Below are 20,901 nucleotides of genomic sequence, written 5' to 3' on the forward strand. Positions count from 1 at the left end.
CCGACGCTCGTCCGCGCGTCATGCCGATCCCCGCTTTGCCCGCCGGATGGGCGCCCGCGATCTTCGGCGCTCGGTTCGGCGCTCCAGCCTAGGGCGGCGGGGCCGGGGCGCGCCAACTGAGCCCAGGTAATAGAGGGCTTACTTCATGCGGCATCACCTGGCCTCGACCCCGGACACCGTGCGGTTCGGCATCTTCGACGCGGCCTTCGATCCGGTGCTGACCGTCGCGCCCGGCGACACGGTGGTGATCGACTGCGTGTCGGGCGGGCCCGAGGTGATGCCGGCGCCGGACTCCGGCTTGGTGATCCCGCCCGCCCTGCAGACGATCCACGACGCCCGGCTGGAGCGCATCGGCCCCCACATCCTGACCGGTCCGGTGGCCATCGCGGGCGCCGAGCCGGGCGACACCCTGGAGGTGCGGATCGAGGCGATCGAGCCCAACAACAGCTGGGGCTACTGCGCCGTCCGCCCGCTGGCCGGGACCCTGCAGGACGAGTTCCCGGAGCGCTATGTCAGCCACATCACGGTCGATGCGGGGGCGGGGACCTGCAAGCCGGCCTGGGGCCCGACCCTGCCGCTGCGGCCGTTCTTCGGCACCACGGGCGTGGCCCCGCCGCCGCGCTACGGCCGCCTGTCCAGCCGCGAACCACGCGAGCACGGCGGCAACATGGACTGCAAGGAGCTGGTCGCCGGCTCGACCCTGTTCCTGCCGGTCTGGGTTCCGGGCGCGAACTTCAGCGCCGGCGACGGCCACGGCCGGCAGGGCGACGGCGAGGTCTGCGTCAACGCCCTGGAGATGGGCCTGACCGGGACCTTCACCTTCGTGCTGCACAAGGCCGCCGACACCGGGGTCCGGACCTGGCCCAGCGCCGAGAGCCCGACCCACCACCTGACCTTCGGCTTCAACGAGGACCTGGACCTGGCGATGAAGCAGGCGCTGCGCGAGATGATCGCGCTGATCGTCTCGCGGACTTCGCTGACGCGTGTGCAGGCCTATCAGTTCTGTTCGCTGGCCGTGGACTTCCGCGTGACCCAGACGGTCAACGGGGAGAAGGGCGTGCACGGGATGCTGGAGAAGGGCGTGTTGTTCTAGGGCGATGGCTCACCCGCTTGCCCCCACCTGACGGCTTCGCCGTCTGTCCGCCCCCATAGGGGCGGAGCCTTCGCGTACCGAGCGCTCTTCCCCCTGTGGGGGAAGACGACTGCGAAGCGGTCCGTAGGGGGCAAGTGCTCGCCGCACCTATTTCCGCAGATACCCCTCAAGCAGCTCCGACGCATGCACCAGCCGCGCCCGGCGCCACTCCGGCTTGCTCATGTCGGTGTCCAGGGTCACCGACAGCGAATAGCCGTTGGCCAGATGGAAGCGGCTCATGGCCGCGATGGTCACGTAGATCTGGGCCCAGTCCAGGTTGTCGCGGAAGATCCCCTGCTTCTGGCCGCTGTCGATCAGGTGCTCGATCGTCCGGCGCAGCGGGAAGGCGGTCTCGGTGACCTTGCGCGACTGGGCCACGAACTTGCCCTGCAGCAGGTTCTCGTTGCGCAGCAGGCCATCGATGCGCGGGTTCTTCTCGAAATAGTCGAAGGTGAAGCGCTGCAAGGCCAGGAAGCCTTCCAGCGGCTTGTCGAAATCGATCTCCAGCTCGGCCTCGCGGCCGCGCAGGTCCTCGTAGGCGGCCTCCAGCACCGCCAGGTACAGGCCCTTCTTGTCGCCGAAGTAGTGGTAGAGCATGCGGATGTTGCACTTGGCGGCCTTGACGATCTTCTCGATCCGCGCGCCCGCGTAGCCCGCCTGGGAGAACTCCTTGAGCGCCGCGGTCAGGATCGCCTTGCGCGTCCGCTCGGCGTTACGTTTGCGGGGCGCCGGAGCGGCGTCGTCGGTCGGTACGGCCGAAGGCGTCTCTACCTGGGTGGTCACGGCGTCTTTGCTCCCGCTTCGATCCAGGCGCCCAACTGGGCGCGTTCCTGATCGGTAATGTGAGTCTCGTTTCCGAGCGGCATGCTGGTGGAGTCAACCGCACGTTCCCGGATCTTGCCCGCATAACGCGCCATGCCCGCCGGGGTGTCGAAGACCGCGCCGTTCGGCGGGGCGGTGAATCCCTTGTGGGTCGGGGCAGCAGAGTGGCAGGTCACGCAGTGCTTCTGGACGATGGCCTGGGCGACGGGGAAGGGCACGTCGGAGAGCTTTTCCACCTTCGGTTTGTGGCTGGCGATCACGCTGGCGAAGAACACCAGCATCACCCCGGCGAAGATGAAGCCCGGCTTGATGATCCCGTGGTGGCGCAGGATGAAGAAGTAGCGGATCGACACCCCGCCGGCGCTGATCACAGCCAGCAGCAGCCATGCCAGAGGGTGACCGGTCACCGCCGGATAGTGGTTGCTGATCATGATGAAGATGACCGGCAGGGTCATGTGGGTGTTGTGGACCGAGCGCTGCTTGCCCATCGCGCCCAGGCGCGGGTCGACCGGCCGGCCGGCCAGCATGTCGGCGACGATCTTGCGCTGGTTGGGGATGATGATCAGGAACACGTTGCCGACCATGCAGGTGCCGATGATCGCACCGACGTGGATGAAGGCCCCGCGGTCGCTGAACAGGTGCGTCAGCGCATAGGCCGCGCCGGTCAGGGCCAGGAACCAGACCGCGCCGAACAGCCGGGGCCTCGCGCCCAGGGGCGAGCGGCACAGGCCCTCGTAGACCAGCAGGCCGCCGAAGATGAAGGCCAGGCCCGTGGCGATCGCGCCGGCCTGGCTGAAGGCGTGCTTGGAGGCGTCGATCAGATAGACCGGCGCGCCGACATAGTAGAGCACGATCAGCAACGCGAAGCCCGACAGCCAGGTGGTGTAGGCCTCCCATTTGAACCAATGCAGGTGGTCGGGCATGTGGGCCGGAGCCGTCATGTACTTCTGCGAGTGGTAGAAGCCGCCGCCGTGCACGGCCCACAGCTCGCCCTTCACACCGTCCTTCTCGGGGACCGGCGGGCGCAGGTTGTTGTCCAGCCAGACGAAGTAGAACGAGGCGCCGATCCAGGCGACGCCGGCGATCACGTGCAGCCAGCGCAGGCCCAGGTTCAGCCAGGTCGTGACGTCATAGTCCATCTAGGCGGTCACCGCGTCTTGCAGCCGAAGCTTGGAGATCAGGCCGATCTGCTTGATCGCTTCCGCGATCTCGGCGGCCCGGTCGTTGGAAAGGCGCGCCTGCATGGCGGCCAGGATCGAGGTCTTGTCGTTCAGCCGCACGGCGATGATGAACGGGAAGCCGAAGCGCTCGCGATAGGCGGCGTTCAGGGCGTGGAAGCGTTCGAACTCCTCGGGCGTCAGCCTGTCGAGGCCGGCGCTGGCCTGTTCGGCGTTGCTTTCGGCGGTCAGATGCTTGGCGATCGCCGCCTTGCTCGCCAGCTCCGGGTGAGCGCGGATCAGGGCCAGCTTGTCGGCCTCGGGCGCGGCGTCCAGCACGGCCATCATGGCCGCGTGCATGGCCTCGACGCTGGCGAACGGCGCGGCGTCGTACGACCGCTCGACCACCCAGGGCGACAGCTCGAAGGCGAAGCCCAGGCTGGTGGCGAAGCCGGTGCGGTTCATCCGGTTCAGGTCGGCCAGGGTCAGGGGCGGGGCGCTCAAGCCTTCGTTCCTCGATAGGGGTGTGTGGCGATCCAGTGCCGGGCGATGTCGATGCGCTTGGCGACCCAGACCTTGTCGTGGCTCGTGACGTGTTCGAGGAACCGGCGCAGGGCCATGATCCGGCCGGGCTTGCCGACGATCCGGCAGTGCAGGCCGATGCTCATCATCTTCGGCGCGGTCTCGCCCTCCAGGTACAGCGCGTCGAAGGCGTCGCGCAGATAGGTGAAGAACTGGTCGCCGCTGTTGAAGCCCTGGGGCGCGGCGAAGCGCATGTCGTTGGCGTCCAGGGTGTAAGGCACGATCAGCTGCGGCTTGCCGTGCTGGTCGTCCCAGTAGGGCAGGTCGTCGGCGTAGCTGTCGGCGTCGTAGACGAAGCCGCCTTCTTCGACGACCAGCCGCGCGGTGTTGGGGCTGGTGCGGCCCTGGTACCAGCCCAGCGGCCGCTCGCCGGTCAGGCGAGTGTGGATCTCGACGGCCTTGGCGATGTGCTCGCGTTCGACCTCCTCGGGGAAGTGCTGGTAGTCGATCCAGCGATAGCCGTGGGTGGCGATCTCCCAGCCGGACTTCAGCATGGCCTCGACGGCGTCGGGATGGCGCTCCATGGCCTGGGCCACGCCATAGACGGTCAGCGGCAGGCCGAATTCCTCGAACAGCCGCCGGATACGCCAGAACCCGGCGCGCGAGCCGTATTCGTAGAGGCTCTCCATCGACATGTGCCGGGCGTCGGGGATCGGCTGGGCGCCGACCATCTCCGACAGGAAGTGCTCGGCCTGAGGGTCGCCGTGCAGGATGGAGCGCTCGGCGCCTTCCTCGTAGTTCAGCACGAACTGCACGGCCACGCGCGCACCGTCCGGCCACTGGGCATGGGGCGGGTGCTCGCCGTGGCCGATGAGGTCGCGGGGATAGGTCGTCATGCGAAGACCTTCGCCGCCGCGTCCACGCCCGCGCCCGCCGGAGCCTTGAGGCCCTCCCAGCGCAACACCGCCTCCAGCGCCGCCAGGGTCTGCAGCACGGCGTGCTTGCGGGCGTTGACGCCCATCGCCCCGATCCGCCAGACCTTGCCGGCCAGCGGGCCGAAGGCCGCGCCGATCTCGATCTCGAACTCGGTGCGCATGCGGGCCTTGACCCGGTCGTAGTCGACGCCGGCCGGGGCGAGCACGGCGGTGACGTTGGTCATCTTGTGGGCCTTGTCGCCATAGACCTGCAGGCCCATGGCCTCGACCCCGGCCACCACCGCGGCGCCGGCCTGGGCGTGGCGGGCGAAGCGGGCTTCCAGCCCTTCCTCCAGCACCACCCGGGCGCATTCGCGGGCCGCGAACAGCATCGAGGCCGCCTCGGTGTGGTGGTTCAGGCGCTTGTCGGACCAGTAGTCCATGATCATCGCCAGGTCGAAATAGTTGGAGGCGATGCGGCGGCCGTTGCCGACCGTCCCGCCGGTCGCCAGGCCCTTCTCCACGTGGCGACGGCCGAAGATGTGCTCGGCCGCGCGGTCGCTGATGGTGATCGGACCCGAGCCGGACGGACCGCCCAGACACTTCTGCAGGCCGCCGGTGACGATGTCGGCCTGCCAGGCGTCCACCGGGACCGACATGCCGCCGATCGTGGCCGTGGCGTCCACATAGAGCAGGGCGTCGTAGCGCCGGCAGATCTCGCCGATCCCCTCGATCGGCTGGGCCATGGTGGTGGAGGTGTCGCCGTGCACGCAGGCCACCAGGCGCGGGCGCACGCGCTTGACCGCGTCCTCCACCGCCTGCGGGTCGACCACGGTTCCCCACTCGCCGTCGACCAGGGTCACGCGGGCGTCGCACCGCTCGGCGATCTCGGACAGCAGCAGGCCGAAGCGCCCGGCGTTGACCACCACCACGTCGTCGCCCGGCGCCAGGGTCGAGACCAGGGCCGCCTCGATGGCCGCGCGCGAGGTGCCGTCGATCAGGAAGGTCCAGCGGTTCTGGGTCTGGAAGACCTGACGATACAGCGCCATGGTCTCGTTCATGTAGCCGGTGAACTCGGGGTCGAACTGGCCCAGCAGCTGCACCGACATGGCGCGCAGCACGCGGGGGTGCACGTTGATCGGGCCGGGCCCCATCAGCAGGCGGGCGGGGTGGTCGAGTTCGCCGAAAGTCTGGGTCATGCGCGTTCGCGTCGTTCTAGCTGGTCGATGAAATGGAGCATGGCGGTCGCCGCCAGGGCGCAGTCGGCCTCGGTCACGGCCTCGCGCGGATTGTGGCTGATCCCGCCCTCGCAGCGGATGAACAGCATGGCGGTGGGGCAGAGGTCGGCGATGACCATGGCGTCGTGGCCGGCCCCGCTGGGCAGGCGGCGCGGCGCTTGGCCGGTCGCGGCGACGGCGTCCTCCAGCAGGGCGGTCAGGCCGGGATCGCAGGGGCTGGCGGCGAGGTCCTGCATCAGGGTGACCGAAGCCTCCAGGCCGCGTCGCGCGGCGATGGCGTGGATCTCGGCGGTGACGGCCTCGACGGCCGCGTCGCGCGTGGCGGCGACCTCGGCCCGGACGTCCATGGAATACTCGACCGCGCCGGGGATGACGTTGAAGGCGCCGGGTAGGGCGGTGATCCGGCCCACGGTGCCGACCAGACCGTCTTTCCCGCCCGAACAGATCCGCTCCAGCGCCAGGATCGCCTCGGCGGCGGCGGGGCCGGGATCCTTGCGCAGGTTCATCGGCGTGGTGCCCGCGTGGCCGGCCACCCCCGCGAACCGCACCATCAGCCGCTTCTGGGCGGCGATGGCGGTGACCACGCCCAGGGCCAGGCCCTCGGCTTCCAACACTGGGCCCTGCTCGATATGGGCCTCGAGGAAGGCGAAGACCTCGCCGGGCTTGCGGGCGGCCTCTTCCAGGCGCGTCGGGTCCAGGGCGAAGGCGGCGAAGGCCTGGGCCAGGCTGACGCCGTCGCTGTCGGTCATCTCCATGACGCTGGGATCGACGGTCCCGGCCACGGCGCGGCTGCAGGTCATGGAGGCGGGGAAGCGCGATCCCTCCTCGTCGCCGAAGGCGATCACCTCGACCGCGAAGGGCAGGCGGCGGCCGGCGCGGGCCAGGGCCTCGACCACGTCGATCCCCAGCATCACGCCCAGGGCCCCGTCATAGCGGCCGCCGTTGCGGACGCTGTCGATGTGCGAGCCGGCCAGCAGGGCCGGGGCGTCCGGCGTCGCGCCCTCGTAGCGGCCGACCAGGTTGCCGGCGTGGTCGCGGCGGGCGCTCATGCCGGCCTCTTCCATCCAGAAGGCCAGGGTCTTGAGGGCCTCGTCGTGGGCGGAGGTCAGGAAGCGGCGCACCAGCATGCCCTCGGCTTCGCTGTAAGGCGGCGCGCCGATCAGGTCGCAGCGGGTCTTGGCCCGGACGCCAGGCTTGAAGTCGCCGATCTCGAAGGCCTCCGCCACCCTGCCGGGCTCCCCTTTGCCGTACATCCTATCCGTGACATGCTTGCCTAGCATCGGCGAGCGGCAAAGCGCGCGATGATCGGCGACGCGGGACGGCTTCCCGCGCGGATGCCCAGGCAAGCGCCAGACCTGACGACCGGCGCCTGCAGCTAAGTCATAAATCACTTACTTAGCGAAAGACAGGCCTGCCCCTTGATGAGGTGCGGAACGAGGCCAGGGAACGCCCGCGCCAAGCCGCCGTTGGTTCATCCAGTTGGGCTGTCCGGGCACGAACCATGTCGACCTCGATCAACGCCTTGCCCCGCAAGCTCGTGAAGCGCGTCCAGCGGACGAACGCCGCAAAGGCGATCGAGCTGGCCTCGCGGCTGGGTTATGCGGCGCGGGGTCTGGTCTATCTGGGCCTGGGGACCGTCGTCCTGCTGGCCGCCCTGGACCTGACGCCGCGCGCCAAGGGCGCCAAGGGCATGCTGCGCGCCTGGGCCGACTGGCCGCTGGGCTGGGCGCTGATCGGCGCGATCGGCGTCGGCCTCGCGGGCTTCGCGGCCTGGCGGGTCCTGCAGGCCGTGTTCGACGCCGACCGGCACGGACGCACGCTCAAGGCCTGGGCGGTGCGGGCCGGCCAGGCGTTCAGCGGACTGGTCTATGGCGGCCTGGCGCTGTCGGCCTTCGAGCTGCTGGATGAACTGGAAGATGTCGGCGAGGTCGATGAGGAACAGAGCGTCCATCACGCCGCCCGGACCGTCCTCGACCTGCCTTATGGCGACGCCTTGCTGATCGCCGCCGGCCTGGCGGTCGTGGCTTTCGCGGTCGGCAATGTCGTCCAGGGTCTGATGCAGGACTTCAGCAAGCGGCTCGACTGCGACGACAAGACCTGCCGCAGGGTCGTGCCCCTGGCCAAGGCCGGCTACGGCGCGCGCGGCCTGGCCAGCTTGCCGCTGGGCGTTTTCCTGGTGTTGGCCGGCCTGGAGGCGCGGGCCGGCGAGGCGCGCAGTTGGGGCGGGGCGCTGCAGGCGATCGAGCACCAGCCGTTCGGCAGCGGGGCGCTCGTCCTCGTCGCTGCCGGTCTGATCGCCTTCGGACTGTTCGGCCTGGTCGAGGCGCGCTACCGGCGCATCCGCCCGCCGCCGGAAGTCACCCCATAGGCGGCCGAGGGGCTAGGCCGCCCCGGCCGTCCACGCGTCCAGGTCCTTCAGCGCCCGCACGCTCATCAGCCGCTTCTTGGCGCGGCCGCGTTCCTTCAGCGGGATCTTCTTGCCCTCTTCGTCGACCTTGGGGGCTTCCAGCGGCGGCAGCAGGCCGTAGTTGATGTTCATCGGCTGGAAGGTGGTCTTGCCCTCGGCTTCCAGGTGGCCGCCGGTGACGTGGTCGACCAGGGCGCCCAGGGCGGTGGTCGGTGGCGGGGCGTCCAGCGTCCGGCCCAGGCGCTCGGCGGCGGCGAAGCGGCCGGCCAGCAGGCCCGTGGCGGCGCTTTCGACATAGCCCTCGACACCCGTCATCTGGCCCGCGAACCGCAGGCGCGGGGCCAGCCTCATGCGCAGGGACCGATCCAGCAGGCGCGGGCTGTTGATGAAGGTGTTGCGATGCAGCCCGCCCAGCCGCGCGAACTGGGCGTTCTCCAGACCCGGGATCATCCGGAACACCTCGGCCTGGGCGCCGTGCTTCAGCTTGGTCTGGAAGCCCACCATGTTCCATAGCGTGCCCAGGGCGTTGTCCTGGCGCAGCTGGACGATGGCGTAGGACTTCACGGTCGGGTCGCGCGGGTTGGTCAGGCCGACCGGCTTCATCGGGCCGTGGCGCAGGGTCTCGCGACCGCGCTCGGCCATCACCTCGATCGGCAGGCAGCCGTCGAAATAAGGCACGTGCTCCCAGTCCTTGAACTCGGCCTTGGGGCCGTCCAGCAGGGCGTCGATGAAGGCCTCGTACTGGTCCTTGTTCATGGGGCAGTTGATGTAGGCGGCCGCGTCGCCGCCCGGGCCTTCCTTGTCGTAGCGCGACTGGCGCCAGGCCACGTCCATGTCGATCGACTCGACGTGGATGATCGGGGCGATGGCGTCGAAGAAGCTGAGCTGGCCTTCGCCGGAGAGCTCGAGGATGGCGTCGGCCAGGGCGGGCGAGGTGAGGGGGCCGGTGGCGACCACCACATTGTCCCACTCGGCGGGCGGCAGGCCGGCGATCTCCTCGCGGACGATGGTGATCAGCGGATGGGCCTGGATGCGGCGGGTGACCTCGGCCGAGAAGCCGTCGCGATCGACGGCCAGGGCGCCGCCGGCGGGCACCTGATGCTGGTCGGCGGCCGACATGATCAGCGAGTCCAGCTTGCGCATCTCGGCGTGCAGCAGGCCCACGGCGTTGAACTGCCAGTCGTCGGAGCGGAACGAGTTCGAGCACACCATCTCGGCCAGGCCGTCGGTCTGGTGGGCGTCGGTGAGGACGGGCCCGGAAGGCTCATGGCGGCGCATCTCGTGCAGGACGACCGGGACGCCGGCCTGGGCGATCTGCCAGGCGGCCTCGGACCCGGCCAGGCCGCCACCGATGACGTGGATGGGAGAGGCGGAAGTGGGGGAAGTGCTCATGGGCGCCTCTTACCCCCGCTGGCCACGGGATGAAACCTGTGTCTAGGCTGCCCGCCTGTCGGGGAAGCGTCGGGGGCGACGATGGCGAGGTTTTCGGTTTCGGGCGCGGCGACGGCCGGCTTCGGGGTGATCGGCCGCGCGCCGCTGGCGGTGCTGGCCTGGGGGCTGGTGATCCTGGTGACCCTGGTCGGGCCGATGGTCGGCCTGATGTGGACGCTGGTCCCGCAGTTCATCGCCTTCATCAAGTCCATGCCCGAACCGGGCTCGGCCGCGGCGACGCCTGGCGACGACCCGGCCATGCTGGCGCGGATGATGCAGCTTCAGAGCAGCCTGATGGGCGTGAACGCCATCGGCTGGGTGGGCGGCGCCCTGGTCAAGGGCGTGGTCGTCGGGGCCGTGTTCCGCGCCGTGCTCCAGCCGGACCAGAAGCGCTGGGCCTATCTGCGACTGGGCAAGTCGGAGCTGTGGCTGGCCCTGGTGACGCTGGTCCAGGGCATACTGTTCATGATGGCCTATTTCGCGGTGGCGATCGGTGGATTCATCCTGGGCATGATCGTCTATCTGGCCGGGGCCGCGATGGGCGACGGCGGCAAGCTGGTCGCCGGTTTCCTGATCGTCCTGGTGGTCCTGGCGGCGGCGGGGCTGCTGATCTGGGGCGTGCTGCGCCTGTCGATGGCCGGGCCGATGAGCTTCGCCGAGGGGGAGTTCCGCCTGTTCGAATCCTGGGCCTTCACGCGCGGCCAGAGCGGCCGGCTGCTTGGCATGGCGCTGCTGATGGCGCTGATCCTGATCGTGCTGGAGATCGCGCTCTACGCGATCGTGGGCGGCGGCGTCGTGCTCGCGGTGGTGGCCAGCGGGACCGGCGAGGGCCTGACCGAAATCCTCGATCCCCTGAAGGGACAGCCGCCCGAGGTCTGGCTGCGGGCCTCCTGGCCGTTGATCGCCTGTGGCGCGGCCGTGCTGTCGGTCATCGCCGCCTTCGCCATGGCCCTGGTCGGCGCGCCCTGGGCCAAGGCCTATCAGGAACTGGCGGCCTCGGGCGCGGGCAAGGCCTGAGCCGTCCACGCGGCGCGCCCACGAGGCATCGCGGCCACGTCCGGCGAAATTCAGCGTGACACCCGCCGCGACTCGTCGCCAAGCGGGGGGCGAACCGCTTATGTCTCTTGGGATTGAGGGGTTCGCGCGATCGCGGACGGGAGAGGCTTTGATGGGCGAGGGATCGGCGACGATCGGCGGGACCGTTCGCGCCGGCATGGCGGGATGGACGCCGGGGGTGCGCGCCTGCTGGGCCGCCCTGGTCGCCGGCGCCGTGCTGGGCCTGCTGCCCCGCGCCCTGTCGCCCGGCCTGGCCTTCCTGAGCCTGCCGTTGGAGCTGGCCGCCACGACGCTGGCCTACGGCGCCCTCTATCGCCACGCGTTCGGCGGTCCCGCCGGCTGGAAGGGCCTGCGCTGGGGCGTCCAGGAATGGCGGCTGCTGGCGGTCCAGGCCCTGGTCACCGTCATCCTGACCGTCGTCATGGCCGTGCTGGCGGTGCTGGTCGGGGCGGTGGTCGTGGGGATCGCCAAGAGCAACGCTCCCGGCCTGGACATCACCTCGGTCGACGCCTGGCGCGGCGCGCTGGACGGTCCCGGCGCCCTGGCCGCGAGCCTGCCGCCCCTGCTGTCGATGGCGATCATGGTCTGGCTGTTCCTGCGCCTGTCCCTGGCCCCGGCCGCCACGGTCGACCTGGACCGGATCCAGGTGCTCAGCGCCTTCGGGCGCACGCGCGGCGTGGTGCTGGTCCTGGCGGCGGCGGGCGCGGTCCTGGCCGCCCCGGCGGTGATCCTGGTGGTCGCCATTGGCTATCTGCGGGCGGTCGCCGGCTTTTCCGAGGGCGCGCTGATCCCCGAGCTGGTCAGCGTGGCCCTGGTGTTCTTCTATCTCATCCCGGTCTGGACCGCGGCCCTGGTCGACGTCTATCGCCGCCAGCCCGCCCCGACCCCTGGAACCCTGCGGACATGACCACCTTCTCGCCCGTCCAAGCCGCCCTCGAAGGCGTCCGCATGACGCGCCGCAAGCCGCTGGTCGTGCTGGCCTGGGCCGCCTGCTACTTCGCCATGCTGGTCGTGCTGGGCCTGGTGGTCGCCTTCGCGTTCGGCGGCACCGTGCGGGCCGACCTGGCGCTGCTGTCGCGGACCAACGACGTGCGCGAGCTGATCGACATCGTCGCCCGCCGCAAGGGCACGCTGCTGCCGCTGATCGCCTTCGCGGTGGCCCTGCAGTCGGTGATCAGCGTGGCGATCATGCGGGCGGTGGTGCATCCGCAGGAGCGGCGCATGGCCTATCTGCGGGTCGGGGCCGAAGAGGGGCGGCAGTTCGTGGTCGCCCTGGTCGGTTGGGCCGTGGCCCTGATCGTCACCGCCCTGCCCAGCGCCGTGCTGGTGCTGATCGGCGCGGGGCTGATCAGCCTGGGCGCGGTCGAGACCAACCGCTGGGTCGAGGTGCTGGGCGCCATCGCCGTGGCCGGCCTGTCGATCTGGTTCGGCATCCGCCTGTCGCTGCTGTCGATCACCACCTTCGCCGAGGGCAAGCTGTCGCTGCGCCGGACCTGGGCCCTGACCGACCATCATTTCTGGCACCTGCTGGGCATGTACGCCCTGGCCTTCGTGATCACCTTCCTGGTCAGCGTGGCCCAGACCGTCGTGGCGGGCCTGATCCTCAGCCTGTCGGGCGGGGCGACCAACATCGTCATGCTGGCCCTGACCGGCCTGGCCAACCTGCTGCTGGCGCCGTTCTTCTTCACCGTGCAGATGGTCGTGCTGACGGCCGCCCCGGCCCGGGCCTATTACGACCTCCACGAAAGCGAGCTGGCCCCGGCGCCCCTCTAGGCGTTCGCGCTGGGCCGGGCCGACGCCCGGTCCCGCCAGGCCTTCAGCCGCCCGGCCTCCTCGGGCACCTCCAGGCCGATGAAGCCGGCGAAGTCGATCGTCGTCAGGGCCACGATGTCGGCGATCCCGTAGGCGTCGCCGGCGATCCATTCGCGGCCGTCGGCCAGTTCGCGGTCCAGCCAGGTCATGGCCCTGGCGGCGATGGGCCTGTTGGACTCGCCGAACTGGCGGTTCTGCACCAGCAGCGACGCCGTCAGCGGATGGGCGTGGCGCCAGTACATGCCGACCGGGACCATCAGCTGGAACTCGATGCGCCGGACCCACATTTCGGCGCGCGCTTGCGACAGGGCGCAGGTCCCGAACATCGGCGGCGCCGGGTGCAGGGCTTCCAGATAGCGGCAGATGGCGACGCTCTCGCTGATCGTCTGGCCGTCGTCCAGCTCCAGCACCGGCACCTGGCCCAGGCTGTTGCGCGCCTTGTGCTCGGGCGACTTGTGGCCGCCCTGGCGCATGCCGATGCGGATCTCCGGCAGGTCCAGCCCCTTCTCCGCCGCGAAGATGCGCACCCGGCGCGGATTGGGAGCCGGATTGGCTTCGCCGTAGAGCTTCATGATCGTCCTCCCGCCGGCCTGTTCCGACCGTGTCAAACGAACGTTAGAATTGGCGGGCGCGTTTGCACAGGGCGAACATCTCCGCCGCCCCTTCAAAAGGAGCGGGCCCGGGGGCTGTCGCACGGTCGCGAACCTTGATAGGCGTGGTCGGGATTTAACGGGGCATGGCGATGGATCAGTTTTCGGCCACGGACGCGGCTCTGGCCGGCTTTCGGGCGGCGAGCGAGAAACCCAAGACGGTGGCGATCTGGGCCGGGATCATGGCGATCCTCTCCTTCGTCGTCGCGGCCCTTGTGCTGTCGGCCTTCGGCGACAAGCTGACCGCCCTGACCGAGGCGCTGGAGGCCGATCCCGATCCGCAGACCACCATGGCGGCGATGAGCGGCCTGTGGCCTCTGTTCCTGGCCTCCATGGTCTATGTGCTGATCACCAATTCGGTGCTCGTGGCCGCGGTCAACCGCCTGGTCCTGCGCCCGCACGACAGCGCCGGGGCCTATCTGCGGCTGGGCGGCGCCGAGCTGCGTCAGGCGGCCGTGCAGGTGCTGCTCTATCTGGTGCTGTTCGGGGCCTATTTCATCGGCGTGCTGTGCCTGGCGATCCTGGCGGGCGTGGGCACGGCGATCGGCGGCCAGGGCCTGGGCGTGCTGCTGGCCCTGGTGTCGTTCGTGGCCTTGATCGCCGGCCTGATCCTGCTGTCGGTGCGCCTGTCGTTCGTCAGCACCCTGGCCTTCGACACCGGCCGCATCGATCTGAAGGCCTCGTGGGACATGACCAAGGGTCGGTTCTGGCCGCTGTTCGGGACCTATCTGATCGCCACGGTGCTGGCGGCGGTGGTCTATCTGCTGCTGTTCGTGATGATCGCCGCCGTCGGTTCGATCGCGGCCGTCGCCATGGGCGGCGGCCTGGCCTCGGTGGGCGACGCGCTCCAGAACGAGGCCAAGTCGCTGAAGGACCTGTTGTCGGTGAGCGGGGTGATCAGCTCGCTGCTGCAGGGCCTGATGTCGGTGCTGGTGTCGCTGATCGTCTTCGCCCCGGCCCCGACCATCTACGCTCAGCTCAAGGGCCGCGACCTGACTGACGCCTTCGGCTAGGCGCCGGGCGTGGGGGATTTCGCGTTCGGCCGGGCCGTCCTGGCGGGCTTCGACCTGCTACGTCGACGACCGCTGGCGACTCTCGGTCTTGCGGCGGTCGGCGCGGTGGCCACGTTCGCTGGGCGGGTGACGGCGGTGATCTCGAGCCACTACACAGTGGCCGCCTTCACGCAATCGGAGTCCCTGCTGGCCGCCAGTACGGCGACGACCTTGATCGCCGTCCTGGTGTTCCTTCTGGTGATGGCGGTCATGGCGGCGGCTGTCGTCCGAGGCGGAAGGATCAGGGTCGGCGGCGACGAGGTCCGGCTGTTCCTCCTGTCGCTCGTGGTCTTCCTCGCCCTGGCCATCGTCCTCCTGGCGGTCGGCGTGGGCGGGGCCGTCACCGCGGTGGGCGGCTTGCGAGGGACTTCGGAGGACATCGTCATGTTCACCGCCCTGGCGCTCGGCGTGATCGTGGCGATCGTCCTGGCCAGCCGGTTGTCGCTGGCCGGCCCCTTGACCGTACAGGATGGACGGTTGCGGTTCATGGCGTCCTGGCGGCTGACGCGGTCGCGGCGATGGAAGGTCTTGGGCGTCTTCCTCGTCACCCTGCTGATCGCCGGGCTTATCGGCGGCCTGGGCAGTTTCCTGCTCGCGACGGCGATCCCCGCGCTGGGTCTGGACAACGCGTTGACTTACGATCCGTCCCTGGCGGTCGCGCTGACGGGCCTGGTCCGGCCTGTGGTGCTAGGCCACCTCCTCTCGCAGGGACTGCTGGTGGGCTTGGCCGTGCTGATCCCGTTCGCGTCGGCGACCTACATCTGTCGGAGCCTGGTCGGCGATCCCGTCGCCGACCAGGTCGCCGTGTTCGACTAGGGCCCTCCGAATGACCGTGACCACGCTGAGCCGATTGGTGCTCGCGGGCGTTCCGTTGCTGCGGCGCGCGCCGCTCGCGGTGCTGGGCTGGGGCGCCTGCCTGTTGCCGCTCAGCGTGTTCAGCACCCTGCTGGACGCCGTGTACGATGGGTTGAAGGGCCCGTGGTCCTATGTCGGGGCGGAGCGGGGCGCCGGCTGGCTGCAGTTCGGCGTGCTGTTCTCGAACCTTCTGGTGATGTGCCTCGGCATGGCGATCCTGGCTGCCGCCGTCTTCCGGGCGGTCGCCGATCTGGAACGGACGGACGGTCGCTGGATGCGCCTGGGCGCCGACGAGCTCCGCCTCGGACTCGTCTGGTGCCTGATGTTCGTGGCCGTTTTCGCCGGCGTCTTCGTCCTCGTCGTCATCGTCGCCGCGGTCGCCCGTGACTCCGAGTTGGCGACGAAGACCAGTACGCTCGTGACCGTTCTGGTCCTGGCGGCGGTGTCGCTGGCGCGGTTCTCGTCAGCGCCCGCCATCACGCTCTTCGAACGGCGGATCGCGATCGCGGAGTCCTGGCGGATGACGCGCGGACGCTATCGGCTGGCCATCGTCTGCGCCCTGCTCTTTCTGGCGGCCTACGGCGGCGGCGAATGGTTGCTGTCGGCGCTGGGCGACGTGTTCAAGCAAGGCGGCGCCGACGCGAAGATCGGCGACGATCCCTTCATCATCGAACTGGCGCGCTACGCCGCCGAACCCGAGCACCTGGTTCCGAACCTGGCGCGCGTGGTGGTCGGAACCTTCGCGGGCGTCGTCGCCTACGCCCCGATGGCGGTTCTGTATCGCGACCTGACCGGCAGGAATCCCGCCGACCAGGCGGCGGTGTTCGACTAGGGGGAGCGGGTGAAGACACTTTCCTGGCCCGACGGCGTCCTGTCCGGCTTCCGGCTGGTCGCCCGACGGCCGCTGGCGGCGCTGTCCTGGGCGCTGGTGTTCATCGTGGGCGGGACCATCCTGGCCGGCTTCCAGGTCGCGGCCTGGCAAGGTTTCGCGGCGGGGCGGAGCCTTTCGGACGTCGCCGTGCCGTTGGGCCTCGGCGGCCTCGTTCTGGACGTCCTGACCACGACCGTGGCGAGCGCGGCGGTCCTTCGCGCGACGATCCGGCCCGACGACCGCCGCGCGGCCTGGCCGCGCCTTGGCGGCGGCGAACTCCGCCTTCTAGTCCTCGTGGCGCCGGTGACCGTGATGTCGATCGTGATCGCGGCGCCGATCGGGGTCTTCCTGCTCGCAAGGGTCCTGGAGCCGGGGCCGCTCACCACGAGCCTGGCCCTGCACCTGGGCGCCGTGATGCTGACCGCGGCGGGCGCCCGCCTGGCCCTGGCGGCGCCGGCGACCCTCGCCGACGGACGCCTGCGCCTGGCGCGCGCGTTGGGTCCGAGCCGGAAGCTTCATGTCCGGCTGGCGACGCTCTTCGTCGCGACGCTGCTGTTGTCCATGGCGATCGAATGGGCGGGATCGTGGGCGCGCGACGCGCTGGGCCTGGCCCAGCCGCCGGTGCTCCGGGCGTCGTCCCTGGCCGCCGCGCTGAACACGGCCTTCGGGCCTGTCGCGATGGCGTCCAGGGTTTTCGGTGGCCTGGTCCATGCCCTGGCCTTCGCGGTGCAGGTCGGCCCGATCGGCTACGCCTTCCATCGCCTGATGGAAGGTCCGGCCGACCGGGCCGACGTTTTCTAGCCTAGGCCCGCTTGCTCTTCTTCAGCTCGGCCACGCGCTCCAGCCGCCGTTCCTCGTGGCGGGCCAGGACGTCCTTCAGATAGCGGCCGGTCCAGCTGGCCTCGACCTTGGCCACGTCCTGGGGCGAGCCCACGGCGACAATCTGGCCGCCGCCGTCACCGCCTTCCGGACCGAAGTCCAGCAGCCAGTCGGCGGTCTTCACGACGTCGAGGTTATGCTCGATGACGACCACGGTGTTGCCCTGGTCGACCAGCTCGTGGAGGACCTCCAGCAGTTTCTTGGTGTCCTCGAAGTGCAGGCCGGTGGTCGGCTCGTCGAGGATGTACAGCGTGCGGCCGGTGGCGCGCTTGCTGAGCTCCTTGGACAGCTTCACCCGCTGCGCTTCACCCCCGGAGAGGGTGGTCGCCTGCTGGCCCACCTTGATGTAGCTGAGGCCCACGCGCTTGAGCGTCTCCATCTTGTCGCGGATCGGCGGCACCGCCTTGAAGAAGTCGGCGGCTTCCTCGACCGTCATGTCCAGCACGTCGGCGATGGTCTTGCCCTTGAACAGGATGTCCAGGGTCTCGCGGTTGTAGCGCTGGCCCTTGCAGACGTCGCAGGTGACGTAGACGTCGGGCAGGAAGTGCATCTCGATCTTGATCAGGCCGTCGCCCTGGCAGGCCTCGCAGCGGCCGCCCTTGACGTTGAAGCTGAAGCGGCCGGGACCGTAGCCGCGCGCCTTGCTCTCCGGCAGCTGGGCGAACCAGTCGCGGATGGGGCCGAAGGCGCCGGTATAGGTGGCCGGGTTCGAGCGCGGGGTGCGGCCGATCGGCGACTGGTCGATGTCGATGACCTTGTCGAAGTTCTCCAGGCCCTCGATCCGCTCGTGCGAGGCCGGGGCGTCGCTGGCGTTGTTCAGGCGGCGCGCGGCGGCCTTGTACAGGGTCTCGATCGTGAAGGTCGACTTGCCGCCGCCCGACACGCCCGTGATGCAGGTGAAGGTGCCGACCGGGATCTCGCCCGTCACATCCTTCAGGTTGTTGCCCTTGGCGCCGACGACGCGGAGCATCTTCTTCTTGCTGATCGGGCGGCGCTGTTCGGGCACCTCGATCTCGCGTGCGCCGGTCAGGTACTGGCCGGTGATGCTCTTCGGATTGGCCATGATGTCGGCCGGCTTGCCCTCGGCGACGATCTCGCCGCCGTGCACGCCCGCCGCCGGACCCATGTCGATCACATAGTCGGCGGTGAGGATGGCTTCCTCGTCGTGCTCGACCACCAGCACCGAGTTGCCCAGGTCGCGCAGGCCCTGCAGCGACTGCAGCAGGCGCGTGTTGTCGCGCTGGTGCAGGCCGATCGACGGCTCGTCCAGCACGTAGAGCACGCCGGTCAGGCCGCTGCCGATCTGGCTGGCCAGCCGGATGCGCTGGCTCTCGCCGCCGGACAGGGTGCCCGAGCCGCGCGACAGGTTCAGATAGTCCAGGCCCACGTCGACCAGGAACCGCAGGCGGTCGTTGATCTCCTTCAGGATCCGCCGGGCGATCTCCATCTGCTTGTCGGTCAGATGGCCTTCCAGCGCTGTGAACCAGTCGCGGGCCGGGCGGATCGCCAGGTTCGAGACGGCGGCGATGTCCAGGCCGTGGATCTTCACGGCCAGGGCTTCGGGCTTCAGGCGCTTGCCGTGGCAGACCTCGCAGGGGGTGTCGGACTGGTAGCGGCCCAGCTCCTCGCGGACCCACGAGCTGTCGGTCTCGCGCCAGCGGCGCTCCAGGTTCGGCAGCACGCCCTCGAAGGGCTTGGCCACCTCGTATTTGCGGGCGTTGTCGTCGTAGACGAACTTGATCTTCTCGCCCTTGGAGCCCTGCAGCACGATCTGGCGGGCGCTTTCCGGCAGCTTGTGCCAGGGCTCGTCCATCGAGAAGCCGTAGTGGCGGGCCAGGGCCTGCAGGGTCTGGGTGTAGAGCGGCGATGGCCCCTTGGCCCACGGGGCGACGGCGCCCTTGTGCAGGCTGCGGTCCTTGTCGGGGATCACCAGGTCGGCGTCGAAGGCCAGCTTGGCGCCCAGGCCGTCGCAGGCCGGGCAGGCGCCCGCCGGGTTGTTGAACGAGAACAGCCGCGGCTCGATCTCGGCGATCGTGAAGCCGCTGACCGGGCAGGCGAAGCGTTCCGAGAACAGCAGCCGACGCGGCTCCTTCTCACCTTCCTCGACGTTGGCCCATTCGGCCACGGCCAGGCCGTCGGCCAGGCGCAGGGCCTGCTCCATGGAGTCGGCCAGGCGCTGCTCCATGCCCGGCTTGGTGACGATGCGGTCCACGACTACGTCGATGTCGTGCTTGAACTTCTTGTCGAGGGCGGGGGCGTCCTCGATCGGATAGAACTCGCCGTCGATCTTCAGCCGCTGGAAGCCGGCCTTCTGCCACTCGGCGATCTCCTTCTTGTACTCGCCCTTGCGGTCGCGGACGACGGGAGCGAGCAGATAGAGGCGCGTGCCTTCCGGCAGGGCGGTGATCTTATCGACCATCTGGCTGATGGTCTGGCTTTCGATCGGCAGGCCGGTGGCCGGCGAGTAGGGAACCCCGACCCGCGCCCACAGCAGGCGCATGTAGTCGTGGATCTCGGTGACCGTGCCCACCGTCGAGCGCGGGTTACGCGAGGTGGTCTTCTGCTCGATCGAGATGGCCGGCGACAGGCCCTCGATCAGGTCCACGTCCGGCTTGCTCATCAGCTCCAGGAACTGGCGGGCGTAGGCCGACAGGCTCTCGACGTAGCGGCGCTGGCCCTCGGCGTAGATGGTGTCGAACGCCAGGGAGCTCTTGCCCGAGCCCGAAAGCCCGGTCAGCACCACGAGCTCGCCCCGCGGGATGTCGACGCTGACGTCCTTGAGATTGTGCTCCCGCGCGCCGCGCACGCGGATGAAGTTCAGTTGTTCAGCCATGTTTTCCGGAACGCGTAGGGCCGTGGGAGGAGCCACGGCGAGACGGCTATATGTAGGGCGCAGACCGGCGATTAACACAAGAACAAGGTGCGAACAAATGTCGCTGTGGCGGCAGGTGGCGACAGACTGCTGACATCAGGTGTCAGCAGGGCCTAAAGTCGCGCCGCCGCCAGGATCGGGCCGCCGTTCTTCGCCTGGACCAGCACCGCCGTCCGCAGGGCCGGATCGGCCGGCGGCGTGGTCGCGAACGCCACCGGGGCGCCGTTCCAGCCGCCCAGCCGGGTCAGCTCGCGGACCACGTCGCGGTGGGGCAGGGTCTTGCCGTTGTTCTCGCCGCGCTGGATGGCCACCTGCTGAACGCGTGGATCGTAGCGCACCAGCCAGACGTCGGCCCCGGCCTTGGGGGCTTGGCCGGCCCCGATCTCGACCCGGCCGCGCGACACGGCGACCGTGGCGTCCATGGCCGGGCGGGCGCGGCGCAGGGCCAATTCCACGTCGCGGGCGTCCGTGCCGATCAGGTCCTCGCGGCCCTCGACCACCATCTGCGGCGTGCCCAGCTGGGCGCCCAGGCCGCGGGCGTAGGCCTTCTGCCGGTCGGTGAAGGCCGGCTTGGCGAAACTATCTTTCCAACCGAGCTGGTCCCAGTAGGTGACCCCGAAGCTCAGGGCCAGCACCTCGGGCCGGTCGGCCAGGGCGTTGAGGTTGGCGGTGGCCGGCGGGCAGGACGAGCAGCCCTGGCTCTGGAACAGCTCCAGCACCACCGGCCGCTGGGCCGTGCCGCCGGTCCCGGCCATCGACCAGGTCCCGACGGCGACCGCCAGGACCGTCCCGGCCGCCAGGCTGGCCCAGGCCGTCTTCCGCATCGTGGTTCGTGTCATGGCGCGCGTCCTCCTTGGTCGTCGAGGATCAGTTCGCGGCGGGACCGGCGGAGGTTACAGCGTTCACGAACAATAAACCGCCTTTGGAAGCGCAACCTTCAGCACCCTTGGTGTCTATGGCGCGGACGGATCGCGCATCCTGCGCGCCCTCGAGGACGACGAGCTTGGCCAAGGCGGCGGCGAAGGAAGAGGCGAAACCGGCGGCCCCCGAGGCTCCGGCCAAGGGCAAGGGCGGCAAGGCCGCCAAGGTCGTGCGCCAGCGTTCCGAGATCGACGACATCATCACCCTGGTCGTCTGCGTCGCCTGCGCCATCTGGGCCTTCAAGATCATCGTCGACCTGAGCGCGCTGAGCTTCTGAGCTCGGGTTTCTTCCGCATCATAAATAGCGCCG

At 69.7% G+C, this 20,901-nt stretch carries 20 protein-coding genes; 10 read left to right on the top strand and 10 right to left on the bottom strand.

The window, feature by feature from the left end:
* Nucleotides 1-145 precede the first annotated feature (145 nt).
* Entirely contained in the window at nucleotides 146-1,093 is a 948-nt protein-coding gene (locus WAE60_RS17830; RefSeq protein WP_337687735.1) for an acetamidase/formamidase family protein, read from the top strand.
* A 147-nt stretch (nucleotides 1,094-1,240) separates the two neighbouring features.
* Here the strand turns inward: WAE60_RS17830 and WAE60_RS17835 are convergent, their stop codons facing one another.
* From WAE60_RS17835 to WAE60_RS17860, 6 genes are read right to left on the bottom strand one after another with little or no spacing between them, the layout of a single operon-like run.
* Complete coding sequence (locus WAE60_RS17835) at nucleotides 1,241-1,915, bottom strand: TetR/AcrR family transcriptional regulator (RefSeq protein ID WP_029907355.1); 675 nt, start codon at nucleotides 1,913-1,915, stop codon at nucleotides 1,241-1,243.
* Nucleotides 1,912-3,093: a urate hydroxylase PuuD gene (locus WAE60_RS17840; protein WP_029907354.1), complete on the bottom strand. Its 1,182-nt coding sequence runs from the start codon at nucleotides 3,091-3,093 to the stop codon at nucleotides 1,912-1,914. Before WAE60_RS17840 ends, WAE60_RS17835 begins: the two co-directional genes overlap by 4 nt.
* Nucleotides 3,094-3,576, bottom strand: coding sequence for a 2-oxo-4-hydroxy-4-carboxy-5-ureidoimidazoline decarboxylase (gene uraD / locus WAE60_RS17845; protein ID WP_337687790.1), 483 nt, complete (start codon nucleotides 3,574-3,576; stop codon nucleotides 3,094-3,096).
* A 35-nt stretch (nucleotides 3,577-3,611) separates the two neighbouring features.
* Nucleotides 3,612-4,529, bottom strand: coding sequence for an allantoinase PuuE (puuE, locus tag WAE60_RS17850; RefSeq protein WP_337687736.1), 918 nt, complete (start codon nucleotides 4,527-4,529; stop codon nucleotides 3,612-3,614).
* On the bottom strand, nucleotides 4,526-5,746 hold the full coding sequence (locus WAE60_RS17855; RefSeq protein WP_337687737.1) for an alanine--glyoxylate aminotransferase family protein: 1,221 nt from the start codon (nucleotides 5,744-5,746) through the stop codon (nucleotides 4,526-4,528). Before WAE60_RS17855 ends, puuE begins: the two co-directional genes overlap by 4 nt.
* Nucleotides 5,743-7,011, bottom strand: coding sequence for an allantoate amidohydrolase (locus WAE60_RS17860; RefSeq protein ID WP_337687738.1), 1,269 nt, complete (start codon nucleotides 7,009-7,011; stop codon nucleotides 5,743-5,745). Before WAE60_RS17860 ends, WAE60_RS17855 begins: the two co-directional genes overlap by 4 nt.
* A gap of 275 nt (nucleotides 7,012-7,286) precedes the next feature.
* On the opposite strand from WAE60_RS17860, the gene WAE60_RS17865 reads away from it, so the two are divergent.
* Nucleotides 7,287-8,153, top strand: a complete 867-nt coding sequence (locus WAE60_RS17865; RefSeq protein ID WP_337687739.1) for a DUF1206 domain-containing protein — start codon at nucleotides 7,287-7,289, stop codon at nucleotides 8,151-8,153.
* 12 nt (nucleotides 8,154-8,165) lie between these two features.
* Here WAE60_RS17865 and trmFO read toward each other — a convergent pair whose 3' ends face one another.
* Complete coding sequence (gene trmFO, locus WAE60_RS17870) at nucleotides 8,166-9,584, bottom strand: methylenetetrahydrofolate--tRNA-(uracil(54)-C(5))-methyltransferase (FADH(2)-oxidizing) TrmFO (RefSeq protein WP_029907348.1); 1,419 nt, start codon at nucleotides 9,582-9,584, stop codon at nucleotides 8,166-8,168.
* An 81-nt stretch (nucleotides 9,585-9,665) separates the two neighbouring features.
* Here trmFO and WAE60_RS17875 point away from each other — a divergent pair, with 81 nt between their 5' ends.
* From WAE60_RS17875 to WAE60_RS17885, 3 genes are all read left to right on the top strand, one after another.
* Nucleotides 9,666-10,640 carry a hypothetical protein gene (locus tag WAE60_RS17875; RefSeq protein ID WP_029907347.1) on the top strand — a complete coding sequence of 325 codons (975 nt, stop codon included), beginning with the start codon at nucleotides 9,666-9,668 and terminating at the stop codon, nucleotides 10,638-10,640.
* A 151-nt stretch (nucleotides 10,641-10,791) separates the two neighbouring features.
* Nucleotides 10,792-11,586 carry a hypothetical protein gene (locus WAE60_RS17880; protein ID WP_029907346.1) on the top strand — a complete coding sequence of 265 codons (795 nt, stop codon included), beginning with the start codon at nucleotides 10,792-10,794 and terminating at the stop codon, nucleotides 11,584-11,586.
* Complete coding sequence (locus WAE60_RS17885; protein ID WP_337687740.1) at nucleotides 11,583-12,452, top strand: hypothetical protein; 870 nt, start codon at nucleotides 11,583-11,585, stop codon at nucleotides 12,450-12,452. The genes WAE60_RS17880 and WAE60_RS17885 overlap by 4 nt, the downstream gene beginning before the upstream one ends.
* On the opposite strand, the gene WAE60_RS17890 is transcribed toward WAE60_RS17885, so the two are convergent.
* Entirely contained in the window at nucleotides 12,449-13,063 is a 615-nt protein-coding gene (locus tag WAE60_RS17890) for a glutathione S-transferase (protein ID WP_337687741.1), read from the bottom strand. The two genes, WAE60_RS17885 and WAE60_RS17890, sit on opposite strands and share 4 nt — an antisense overlap.
* 170 nt (nucleotides 13,064-13,233) lie before the next feature.
* Between WAE60_RS17890 and WAE60_RS17895 the strand changes: the two genes are divergently transcribed.
* The 4 genes from WAE60_RS17895 to WAE60_RS17910 are packed head-to-tail and all read left to right on the top strand — an operon-like array spanning nucleotide 13,234 to nucleotide 16,720.
* Nucleotides 13,234-14,154, top strand: a complete 921-nt coding sequence (locus WAE60_RS17895; protein WP_029907343.1) for a hypothetical protein — start codon at nucleotides 13,234-13,236, stop codon at nucleotides 14,152-14,154.
* Nucleotides 14,155-14,163: 9 nt separating this feature from the next.
* Nucleotides 14,164-15,009 carry a hypothetical protein gene (locus WAE60_RS17900; protein WP_337687742.1) on the top strand — a complete coding sequence of 282 codons (846 nt, stop codon included), beginning with the start codon at nucleotides 14,164-14,166 and terminating at the stop codon, nucleotides 15,007-15,009.
* A gap of 10 nt (nucleotides 15,010-15,019) precedes the next feature.
* Complete coding sequence (locus WAE60_RS17905; RefSeq protein ID WP_337687743.1) at nucleotides 15,020-15,880, top strand: hypothetical protein; 861 nt, start codon at nucleotides 15,020-15,022, stop codon at nucleotides 15,878-15,880.
* Between the two features lie 9 nt (nucleotides 15,881-15,889).
* Nucleotides 15,890-16,720 (top strand): hypothetical protein, encoded by an 831-nt coding sequence (locus WAE60_RS17910; RefSeq protein ID WP_337687744.1) that lies wholly within the window; start codon nucleotides 15,890-15,892, stop codon nucleotides 16,718-16,720.
* 1 nt (nucleotide 16,721) lies between these two features.
* Here the strand turns inward: WAE60_RS17910 and uvrA are convergent, their stop codons facing one another.
* Both uvrA and WAE60_RS17920 read right to left on the bottom strand, forming a co-directional pair.
* The gene (gene uvrA / locus WAE60_RS17915) at nucleotides 16,722-19,631 is read right to left on the bottom strand and encodes an excinuclease ABC subunit UvrA (RefSeq protein WP_337687745.1); all 2,910 of its coding nucleotides are present in this window, start codon (nucleotides 19,629-19,631) and stop codon (nucleotides 16,722-16,724) included.
* Nucleotides 19,632-19,783: 152 nt separating this feature from the next.
* A complete protein-coding gene (locus tag WAE60_RS17920; protein WP_337687746.1) occupies nucleotides 19,784-20,509 on the bottom strand; it encodes a DUF1223 domain-containing protein in 726 nt (241 codons plus the stop codon).
* A gap of 164 nt (nucleotides 20,510-20,673) precedes the next feature.
* Between WAE60_RS17920 and WAE60_RS17925 the strand changes: the two genes are divergently transcribed.
* Nucleotides 20,674-20,868: a hypothetical protein gene (locus WAE60_RS17925; protein WP_029907337.1), complete on the top strand. Its 195-nt coding sequence runs from the start codon at nucleotides 20,674-20,676 to the stop codon at nucleotides 20,866-20,868.
* Nucleotides 20,869-20,901 lie beyond the last annotated feature (33 nt).

The sequence above is a fragment of the Caulobacter sp. CCG-8 genome (assembly GCF_037402475.1).
In the GTDB taxonomy this organism is placed as follows: Bacteria; Pseudomonadota; Alphaproteobacteria; order Caulobacterales; family Caulobacteraceae; genus Caulobacter.

Coding starts and splice junctions, on each gene's coding strand:
- WAE60_RS17905 (WP_337687743.1), top strand. CDS start 15,020: ATGACCGTGACCACGCTGAGCCGATTGGTGCTCGCGGGCGTTCCGTTG.
- WAE60_RS17840 (WP_029907354.1), bottom strand. CDS start 3,093: ATGGACTATGACGTCACGACCTGGCTGAACCTGGGCCTGCGCTGGCTG.
- uvrA (WP_337687745.1), bottom strand. CDS start 19,631: ATGGCTGAACAACTGAACTTCATCCGCGTGCGCGGCGCGCGGGAGCAC.
- WAE60_RS17895 (WP_029907343.1), top strand. CDS start 13,234: ATGGATCAGTTTTCGGCCACGGACGCGGCTCTGGCCGGCTTTCGGGCG.
- trmFO (WP_029907348.1), bottom strand. CDS start 9,584: ATGAGCACTTCCCCCACTTCCGCCTCTCCCATCCACGTCATCGGTGGC.
- WAE60_RS17920 (WP_337687746.1), bottom strand. CDS start 20,509: ATGACACGAACCACGATGCGGAAGACGGCCTGGGCCAGCCTGGCGGCC.
- uraD (WP_337687790.1), bottom strand. CDS start 3,576: ATGAACCGCACCGGCTTCGCCACCAGCCTGGGCTTCGCCTTCGAGCTG.
- WAE60_RS17830 (WP_337687735.1), top strand. CDS start 146: ATGCGGCATCACCTGGCCTCGACCCCGGACACCGTGCGGTTCGGCATC.
- WAE60_RS17890 (WP_337687741.1), bottom strand. CDS start 13,063: ATGAAGCTCTACGGCGAAGCCAATCCGGCTCCCAATCCGCGCCGGGTG.
- WAE60_RS17885 (WP_337687740.1), top strand. CDS start 11,583: ATGACCACCTTCTCGCCCGTCCAAGCCGCCCTCGAAGGCGTCCGCATG.
- WAE60_RS17875 (WP_029907347.1), top strand. CDS start 9,666: ATGGCGAGGTTTTCGGTTTCGGGCGCGGCGACGGCCGGCTTCGGGGTG.
- WAE60_RS17865 (WP_337687739.1), top strand. CDS start 7,287: ATGTCGACCTCGATCAACGCCTTGCCCCGCAAGCTCGTGAAGCGCGTC.
- WAE60_RS17880 (WP_029907346.1), top strand. CDS start 10,792: ATGGGCGAGGGATCGGCGACGATCGGCGGGACCGTTCGCGCCGGCATG.
- puuE (WP_337687736.1), bottom strand. CDS start 4,529: ATGACGACCTATCCCCGCGACCTCATCGGCCACGGCGAGCACCCGCCC.
- WAE60_RS17855 (WP_337687737.1), bottom strand. CDS start 5,746: ATGACCCAGACTTTCGGCGAACTCGACCACCCCGCCCGCCTGCTGATG.